This window comes from Microcoleus sp. T3_B1 (assembly GCF_036700445.1).
GTDB lineage: Bacteria > Cyanobacteriota > Cyanobacteriia > Cyanobacteriales > Microcoleaceae > Microcoleus.
Genome location: NZ_JAUBOX010000149.1, coordinates 1 through 8939 on the forward strand (window position 1 = coordinate 1; position 8939 = coordinate 8939).

The 8939-nt window shown below is 45.5% G+C and carries 8 protein-coding genes; all 8 read left to right on the forward strand.

Annotated elements, in window-relative coordinates; all coding sequences use genetic code 11:
- Positions 1-743: 743 nt before the first annotated feature.
- The 8 genes from QT990_RS34785 (at position 744) to QT990_RS34820 (ending at position 8908) form a co-directional block, all read left to right on the forward strand.
- Entirely contained in the window at positions 744-1433 is a 690-nt protein-coding gene (locus QT990_RS34785; protein WP_333466349.1) for a hypothetical protein, read from the forward strand.
- 201 nt (positions 1434-1634) lie between these two features.
- Positions 1635-2186, forward strand: a complete 552-nt coding sequence (locus QT990_RS34790; RefSeq protein WP_333466350.1) for a hypothetical protein — start codon at positions 1635-1637, stop codon at positions 2184-2186.
- Between the two features lie 23 nt (positions 2187-2209).
- Positions 2210-3073, forward strand: coding sequence for a fimbria/pilus periplasmic chaperone (locus QT990_RS34795; RefSeq protein ID WP_333466351.1), 864 nt, complete (start codon positions 2210-2212; stop codon positions 3071-3073).
- Positions 3074-3179: 106 nt separating this feature from the next.
- Complete coding sequence (locus QT990_RS34800) at positions 3180-5864, forward strand: carboxypeptidase-like regulatory domain-containing protein (protein ID WP_333466352.1); 2685 nt, start codon at positions 3180-3182, stop codon at positions 5862-5864.
- Positions 5865-6282: 418 nt separating this feature from the next.
- On the forward strand, positions 6283-7383 hold the full coding sequence (locus QT990_RS34805; RefSeq protein WP_333466353.1) for an amidase: 1101 nt from the start codon (positions 6283-6285) through the stop codon (positions 7381-7383).
- A gap of 34 nt (positions 7384-7417) precedes the next feature.
- A complete protein-coding gene (locus QT990_RS34810; RefSeq protein WP_333466354.1) occupies positions 7418-8065 on the forward strand; it encodes an IS607 family transposase in 648 nt (215 codons plus the stop codon).
- A gap of 8 nt (positions 8066-8073) precedes the next feature.
- A complete protein-coding gene (locus tag QT990_RS34815; RefSeq protein WP_333466355.1) occupies positions 8074-8577 on the forward strand; it encodes a helix-turn-helix domain-containing protein in 504 nt (167 codons plus the stop codon).
- Positions 8578-8614: 37 nt separating this feature from the next.
- Positions 8615-8908, forward strand: coding sequence for a transposase (locus QT990_RS34820; protein WP_333466356.1), 294 nt, complete (start codon positions 8615-8617; stop codon positions 8906-8908).
- Positions 8909-8939 lie beyond the last annotated feature (31 nt).

The following is an 8939-nucleotide window of genomic DNA, read 5'->3' on the forward strand; positions in this document are numbered from 1 at the left end:
CGTTAGCATTTGACCTCCCTGAGAAGGCTGAAACTCGCATTCTGCCGTTAGTGATTAAAAACTGTCCGGACTATTGTTTCTGATACCACAGATTACCCCGCAGTTCCCAACAATCGAGCGCTGCCTTGTAAGCAGGGGATACCCTTTGCATTTGCTCATTCGTAACAAGTTAAGCTTGTATGGCAGTTGTCAAGAGGGTTTGAGAAGATGTATCAAAGAAATATTGGTCCAGGCATCGCTCGCCAAATTATTTGTCAATTCTATCGTTCGATCGTACCAACGCTCGCCATCGATCGTGCGCTCCCCGACGCTGCCGTGCGCTGGCGGTGCAACTATTATCTCGCGCCCGCCATTATTATCTTGCGTCCACCATTATTATCGATCGTCCGTCACTGTTATCGATCGCAGTGCCACGCCAATCGAGACCACAACTTATTAATAATGATAATCGCTGTTGGTGGGAGAGTCGGCTTACGGCGGACTCTCCCACCCTTACCCCTTATTTGATTATCATTATTATTTAATTATATTTCTGCCTAAAGGAGTATTGACAAAATCTACTCCCTTCTAACTTTTTGCCAATGGCCCTTGCTTAAGTCAGCCTTTGGGTCTATGATGGTTATCATAAGTAACCACAAAAAATTAATTACATAAAGACTCCTTGCTAGGCAAGGGTTTCAGTAGAAATATTGTGTAATTAATTCGGAACTACTACTTAGTCACTCAAACTACTGTATTAAACTATGCCATCTCTATCTTCTTCTCTATTTTCTTCTCTCAAAAATATTTTTTCTGCACCTGCCGTCACTTCAACTCCTGCCCACGTTGCACGGAAGAAAACCTGGAAATTATTGAGCTGCCTAGCACTGGGAGCGACTCCCGCAGCTTTAGTGAGTACCCTATTCTCGTCACCCGTACTGGCGCAGAGCCAGAGCGCCACCGTACCCGTAACGGTGCGCGTACCCAACGTGCTTCAGCTTCAGACCTGGGGTAGCATCGACGTAACTTTAACCGCTGCGCAGGCAGCAGGTGGTACTGTTAATGCAACCGGCGGAGTTCTCGTGCAAGGCCCGGCGGCGACCTCGGTAACAACAGGAACCACCCCTTTAACTGCTAGTCTACCATCAGGTGTTAGTACGGCAACCGCAACAATTAACCCTCTTTACCATCTGTGGACAACTCACCCCGGTGGAGCCAGTGTTACCATTACCGTACCAACTACAGCTAGTACGCTAAGGCTGGGGGGCACAAGCACAACCGATACAATCGACATGAGCGTGGCATCGGGCTATCCAACAGGGCCTTCGGGTTCTACGGGTATGGGTAACAACTTTTACACAGGAAATGCTACCCTCAACTTCAATCTCTCGAACGCTAAAACAGCGGGAGCTTATAGTGGCGGGTCAATCACAATTACGGCTAGCAATCCGTAGTGATTTCCATACAAACTGAGCTGGAAAGAGAGGATAAAAACCAGCTTGTTTGTACAAAGCTTTTAGGATAGCAATATCGGTGCTAACTCTGCCGATATTGCTCTCTTTACTGCTGGCATCTTCACTAACTACAGATAGAACAGTTATAAAGCCGAGGAAAGCTGTGGCTATTTTGGCATGAAAGAGGGCAGGTATAATCTTATGAAAAAGCTCAAATCACTAAATGTAAAGTGGCAGACTTGTCTGGTTGCAATGGTCGCTGCTGGCTGTTTTCAGGCAAATTCTCTAGCTGTTCCCCCGTCCTCTCAGCAAGATGAAGCTTACCGTTTATTGGTTAGTCCGAAATTAGTCTTACCAGCGATTAGTTCATCAGAATTTTTATTAAGCCCAGCTCTTCAGCGAGTGTCTACAAGGGAGCAAATGTTGAGGATCGCTCCTCAAATTAACACTCAGTTGATTCGCTCGCTTCCTTCTCTTTGGCAAATGCGCGTACCCGCAAATCGGCCGCTACAATCTGTCTCTGTGAGCTATGACTTAATCGCAGCAAATGGGCGCAGCAATTCCCTTAGCAATCCCGAACATCCCAACTCGGAAATTAAGGTTTCCTTACAGCCTTTGCCGCCAATTCGAGTATCCCGCGAAAATAATTTTGATATGATCGAGGGAGGAGCTGAGTTTAGATTGAACTTAGAGCGAGCTGAAGTAGGCGGAGAATACCAAGGAACTCTCAGAGTCACGGTGTTCGTTCCTTAAAAACTACAAATGAACTAGAGAAGATGCGCCATATCAATAGAAAATTTTTCTTGGCCCTCGCTACAGTGCTAGGAGCGATCGCAATTGGAAGTGGTGTCGGAGTCGCTGGCAATTTTGCCGTGACTCCGCCCCGGTTAGAATTCAACATTGAGTCTTCAGGAAAAAACGAATCCATTCGGTTAATCAACGCTGATTCCGAACCGCTGGAAATTCAAGTCTCCACCTCTAACTGGGTGCAAGATGAAAACAATGAAGTGCAAATCATTGATTCTACGGAGAAATCCCTCGATCGCTGGCTGTTAATTAATCCATTGCGCTTTACAATTCCTCCCGGAAAAGCGCAAACAGTCCGCATTGCAGTGCGCCCCCGCGTCAAACCAGAAGAGGGGGAACACCGAGCGATGATTTTCTTTGAGGAAGTTCCCTCTGCTAAGAATAAATCGAGTGCTGCGATCGTTGTTGGTCGATTGGGAGTCGCAGTCTACGGCTATGCCGGTAATATTAAAAGAATTGGTGTCTTAAATTCTGTGCAAGTGGAAGATAAAGGTAATCCAGTTACAGCTATTTTTGATATATCCAATCAAGGAAATGCTCACATTCGGATGGGGGGAGAGTATGCAATTTGGTCGGCTGAAAAATATGCGGGTGCGGCAGCAACAAAACCCATTCCCAATGTCGGAGCCAAAGATGTAAAATTACCCGATGGAGTCTGGGAAGCAAGCGGTTTACCAACGCTCCCAATTTTGCCCAACAACCGCCGCAAACTTCCCCTGAACACCACCAAAAAGCTTCCTCCCGGCAAGTACGTTTTGGATATTAACGGCGATCTGAGCGGCACGCCGATAGATGAGGGAATTCCTTTTACTATTGCTCCTAGCGCCCAATAGCTAAGGATTGACAATTGAAAGCTTGTGTTTTTATTCGCTAGATTTCAACTTTAGCGAATAAGTTTCCTTGCTAAATTGTATTAATGAAGGCTAGCAAGGACTCTATATGTTATCCCTAATTCTCTCTCTGACGCCTCCTATTTTATTTCAGAAATCAGAGGCGATTAAGACTGTCAAGCAGCTAGAAAAATTTTCAGATTCGCAGCAGCAACCTGCCACCTTTAACAGCAATAACAGCTTATTGGTACAGGGAAATGCCCCTAGTAATGAAGTTAAAATACTGCCCGAAACGTTATTATTAGGGGTCGTTATTCGAGGCAAAGAAGTCGGCAATCTAGAAGTTTTAAGAAATGAGAATACCTTTCTCATTCCTCTAGATGATTTTGCTAAATTAACTGGGATAACTGTAAAAATTGCTGCTAACGGCAGCATCGAAATTAGCACGCCTTTAGGCACGACGAAACTAGAGCCGAGCGATTACCAAACTATTAACGGTCTCATTTACCTGACCGATACGCTCATTGCAGACAAATTAGCCACACCGATTGAGTTTGATGCTTCAGAAGTTGCTCTGATGATCGATTTACCTTGGCAGCCGAATGCTAGGTCAGCTTCGCAGCAAACCGAGCTTAAAGCTGAGATCCGCCCTCCCCAAACCAGCTTTTCTAGCGTCAGACAAAACCTGGATTTATCTCAAAATGGTAATAGTAGTTCTCTGCTCAGTTCTACAGTCTTGGGAGGGAGGCTTGGAGGTGGAAGTTGGCGTATCCGTGCAGATAACAATTTTCAGGATCAACAAACACTCACTGAATACTTTTGGTATAAGCGGGAAGGCGAAGTTCGCTATCAAGTAGGCAGACAGCAGATTGGACTGCATCCCCTGCTGTCAAATCTGGATATGACAGGGGCACAAATCGCCTATACCAACCTTCCACCTGGGCGTTTTTATGAAACCAGTCAGGGAACTGAACTTTTGCCTAGGCGAGCGGCACCACTGCGGACATTTCGGGGCCAAGCTCCTCCTGGGAGTTTTGTGCAACTGCGAGTTGATGGTACTGTTGTTGCCCAGCAACAGGTAGGGCTGAATGGAGAATACCAATTTTTAAATGTTAATTTATCTGCTACAGTCAACGAAATCGATTTTTTAATTTATAATCGGAATAATTTTAATTCCCCTGCTGAAATCCGCCAGCTAAGAATCGGTACTTCTGATCTATTGCTGCCCGCAGGTAGGTTTGTTCACTTGGCTGGGGCGGGAGTTAGTGGCAACTTATTCGATAGCGTGAATATAGGCAGAGTCAATTCTGAACCAGCCAGTCAGCCAACTGCTTTTTATCAGTTTAGGCAAGGCTTATCTGAGAATTTTACAGTGGAAACTGGGGTGCAAAATGCGCCGGATAGTCGTAACGAAGGCGGTTCTAGATTGCAAGCAGAAGCAGGTTTTATTTGGCAAGTTGCTAACCCGCTCACTTTAGCTGCTTCTGTGGGTACCTCGAATGGAAAAACAGCGTACACTTCAGAGTTACAGGCTCAGCTTCCGTCCTGGCAGTTCTTCGCCACCTCTCAATTTTTTCCAGCCAGCTACCTGTCTAGCAATCAAGAAAGGAGCCGATTTGACCACAGTGCGAACCTCAGTTATAGAGTAAGCGATCGCTTGACTTTGGGCTTAATTGCCCGCAGTCGCCAGGATGAAACAAATTCTGCTCAATACCTGGCACCCGTTTTTAACTGGCGTCCTATGCAAAGCCTTTATTTAAGTGGCAGGCCCGATCTAGATGGTCGTTATGTATTGGATGCGTTCTACCAGCTTAATAACGCCGTTAGGCTGTCTGCCAATGTCACGGGCGATCGCAAACTGGTAGATGTTGCTTATAGTTTGAGTTTACAAGATCAACTCTCCTTAAGTGCGGAATTTGGCGGGAATCTTTCCACTCGCTACCGTGCGATTTATAGTTATACTCCTTTCAGCCTTAATCGCCTCAGTTATCGCTTAGGCGTTGTCACTGATGAAACTGGAGCAGTAAGGCCGATTATTGGTGCGAGTTTGCCTGTATTTTCTGGTGTACTGCTTCGGGCTGAGTATCAAGGTTTGCCCGGTAGAAGTTCATTTCAAAGCTTTAACGATCAACAATTAATTGTGAGTTTAGTTGCAGGTTTTACTGTTGATCAAGGCAGATTTATTCCAGCTCAAAATAGTGCTATCGGTCAAAACCGGGGTCAAATTACTGGTCGCATTCAGATCGAAGGGGGGAGCAATTTGCCTGGTTTAAAATTAGAGGGTGTTGAAATTGAGGTCAGTCGCGATAATCTCCTTACGCGCACTAAAACTGATTCCCAAGGGAATTTTTTGATCGGCAATTTACCTGAAGGTGTTTATCTTGTTGAATTAGACCCAGAGCAATTACCTTTTGCCTTAGTTCCTGTGAAAACCACTTATACCGCCGAGGTTGCGGCTGGTGCGATTACCAGTTTATATTTTACGGTCAGGCCAGAATTTGGGTTAGCAGGACGAGTTCTGGATGCAAATGGCAAATCGGTGGCAGGTATCAAAGTTGAGTTGCTCAATGCCACAGGCGAAGTTATCAAAACTACTGCCACCGATCAGTTTGGCTTGTATCGGATTGATGGTGTCCCCATCGGCAGTTATACACTAAGGATAGCACCTCAAAATTTACCAGATTCCTCCTTAAGTTTACCCACGCGAACGTTAGAAATACGTGATGATTTTTTATTTGATCAAGACCTGCAATTTCCTAATTCTGGAGGTGGCAGTTCCATTCGTAACCAGTGAGAGTTATTAAATGAGTCCATCTATAAACAATAGTCCGCACACTTTTTATATAGCCCAATGGCTTATTCTCGCTTGACTTCGCAGCCCCTGTGGATAATTAAATCAATGTCAGCTCCACCCCAGACTTGCATTTAATTCGACTTTTTTATGATCCTTGCCCTGCGTAAGCTTGTAATATCGTTCCAAAAACTGTCTGGAGTATTGAGGGACAAAGCCGTTTGATATTAGTTAACTATATTAAGGATCGCGAATTAAATAACTTACAATTTTAATTGTTATTGTGGGATGGGCGTCCCGCCCGTCCTTTTTGGACGGGCGGGACGCCCATCCCACTTTCAAGAGTGGAAGTTATTTAATTCTCATTCCTAACTAAAAGTGAATATAATTGACTCGATCGAGAAATACCTGTTTGTTGCCTATGAGTAGCCTGACGTTTGCCTCTGCCCATCAGCTAGCGCGACTGATTCGCGATCGCCAAGTCTCTGCCGTCGAAGTTCTCGACGCTTACCTTACTCAAATCGCCAAGCACAACTCGCAATTAAACGCCATTTGTACCCTGGATGAAGACAATGCTCGTACTAGAGCAAGACTTGCCGATGAAGCCCTAGCCAGAGGAGAAAACTGGGGTGCTTTACATGGGGTTCCCATCACGATTAAAGACATTTTTGAAACAGCCGGACTCCGCACCACAGCAGGCTATATTCCCCTCAAAGATTATGTCCCTCAACAGGATGCAACTGCTGTTGCGAGATTGCGGGCAGCAGGTGCTGTCATCATGGGAAAAACCAACATGGCGGAACTGGCTGCCAATTATCAAAGCACAAATTCTCTGTTTCCACGGGTGAATAATCCTTGGCATCTTGACTACACACCGGGTGGCAGTTCTGGAGGGAGTGCCGCGGCTGTCGCAGCAGGACTTTCACCCTTGGATTTGGGCAACGATTTCGGGGGTTCGGTGCGTCAGCCTGCTCATTTCTGTGGCATATATGGTTTAAAGCCGACCGATCGCCGTATTTCTACAGCAGGGCAGATTCCTGAAGTGCCGGGAATGCCACTGTCTATTCGGCAAATGATGACAGTAGGCTGTTTTGCTCGATCGCTAGAAGACATCCGGCTATGTTTTTCGTTAATTGCAGGCGCGGATCTGCGACGCCCTGATGTCCCGCCGATTCCGCTCGATCGACCCTCTGGGAAGCCTGTGCAGCAGCTCAAAATCGCTTGGACTGCTGAATGGGCCGAAGTTCCCGTTGCTTCTGAAATTCGAGCAGCTATGGAGTCGATCGTGCAGACACTCTCTCACGCAGGTGTCCACACCGAACGCTGGCTTCCCAAAGACTTTGAGCTTTCCAAAATATTGAATCTCTACGGACGGATCTCAATGTACCTCACTATCTACGCTCAACCGCAGGATAGATATAACCTGCGTCGTAGTTTAGAGTTAATCTTCCGCACCGCCACCCAAGGCGACAAGGAACTCCGAAAATTGGGAGCAAGACTTAAGTGCCAAATAGTTTGCTAAACTTATTCACAGTTAACCGACAAGAGGAAGTTATATGTGGAAAGTAGCAGAATTTGCCAAATTAGTGGGAGTATCTGGTTCTACGTTGCGGCGCTGGGAAAGCGAGAACAAATTAATCCCTGAGAGGACGCTGGGAAATCAGCGCATTTATTCAGAAACTCACCTCAATATCGCCCGCAATTTGAAGACAGGGAAAACGCCAGCCAGCCGGGTTATCATATATTGTCGAGTTTCGTCTAGCGGACAGAAACAAGACTTACTCCGCCAAGTGCAGGCTATGGAACAGTTTTGCTTGGCGCAAGGTATTGCGATTACGGATTCCATACAGGAAATTGGAGGCGGACTCAACTTCAAACGCCCCAAATTTCTGCAAATCGTACAATGGGCGATGCTGGGCGAAGTCAGGGTGCGGTACGTCGCCCACAAAGATCGGCTGTGCCGATTCGGTTTTGAATTAATCGAACAAATTTTGCAGTGGAATGGCGGGACGGTTATTGTCGCCAACGCGGAAAGCCTGTCACCGTATGAAGAATTAACTCAAGACCTACTTTCAATACTTCACTGCTTTTCTTCCCGGCTTTACGGACTGCGAAAATATAAAGCAAAAGTTAAGAATATTGTAGAAGGTGTAGATCCTTGCACGGATTCCACTATACTTAGTCAAGTAAGTAATTCCGAATAAGTTTAACTATGTTTGCTGTTAAACGAGTGCTCAACCTAAATAACAAAGAAGCGACCTTAATGGCAAAACACGCAGGGTTCCGGCGCGTAGTGTTTAACTTTGGGTTGAGTTTGCGGACTCAAATGTACAGTGAGGGGAAATTTACCGACTCAAAGGTACTCAACGAAGTCAAAAAAGTTCTCACCAACTATGTCAAGAAAAAGCCTGAATTCAATTGGATGAATCAGTTGTCTAGTCGAGTCTATCAAAACGCTTTGATTGACCTGAAAGATGCTTTCAGCCGATACCGTTCTGGAAAGGCAGAGCATCCAAAATTTGCTAGTCGCCGAGACGGTCAATCTTTTACGGTTGATTCGTCTAATGGCAAAGTTTTGTTAAACGCTGGTAACACTATCAAGATTCCTACTTTGGGAACTTTCCGGCTTTTTGAGCCATTAGATTGTAGCTTCGTCTCTCAAACTTTCACTATTTCAAAGGAAGGAAACCGCTGGGAAAGTTTCTTTTTGTGTTGATGCAGAACGCCTCCCGGTTCAACAGCCTGAAAGTTCTGTGGGCATTGACATCGGCATCAAATCTTTTGCCACGTTATCAAACCAGCAGTATTTTGATGCACCGAAGCCGTTGAAAGCCAGTGCGAAAACCAAGCTTGCTACTTTACAACGCAAAGCATCTAAACAGGTTAAAGGCTCTCGAAACCAGCGTAAAACTTACAATAAAATTAGGCAACTCCACGCCCGAATAGCTCGCATCCGTCTAGATTTTCTTCACAAGTTAACTACTTATTTAGCTAAAACTTTTATAGCCTTTCTCAGAAAGATGAGGTACAATAACAGCAGTGTGTAAACCAGTTAAAAATATTTGACGATGTAACCTG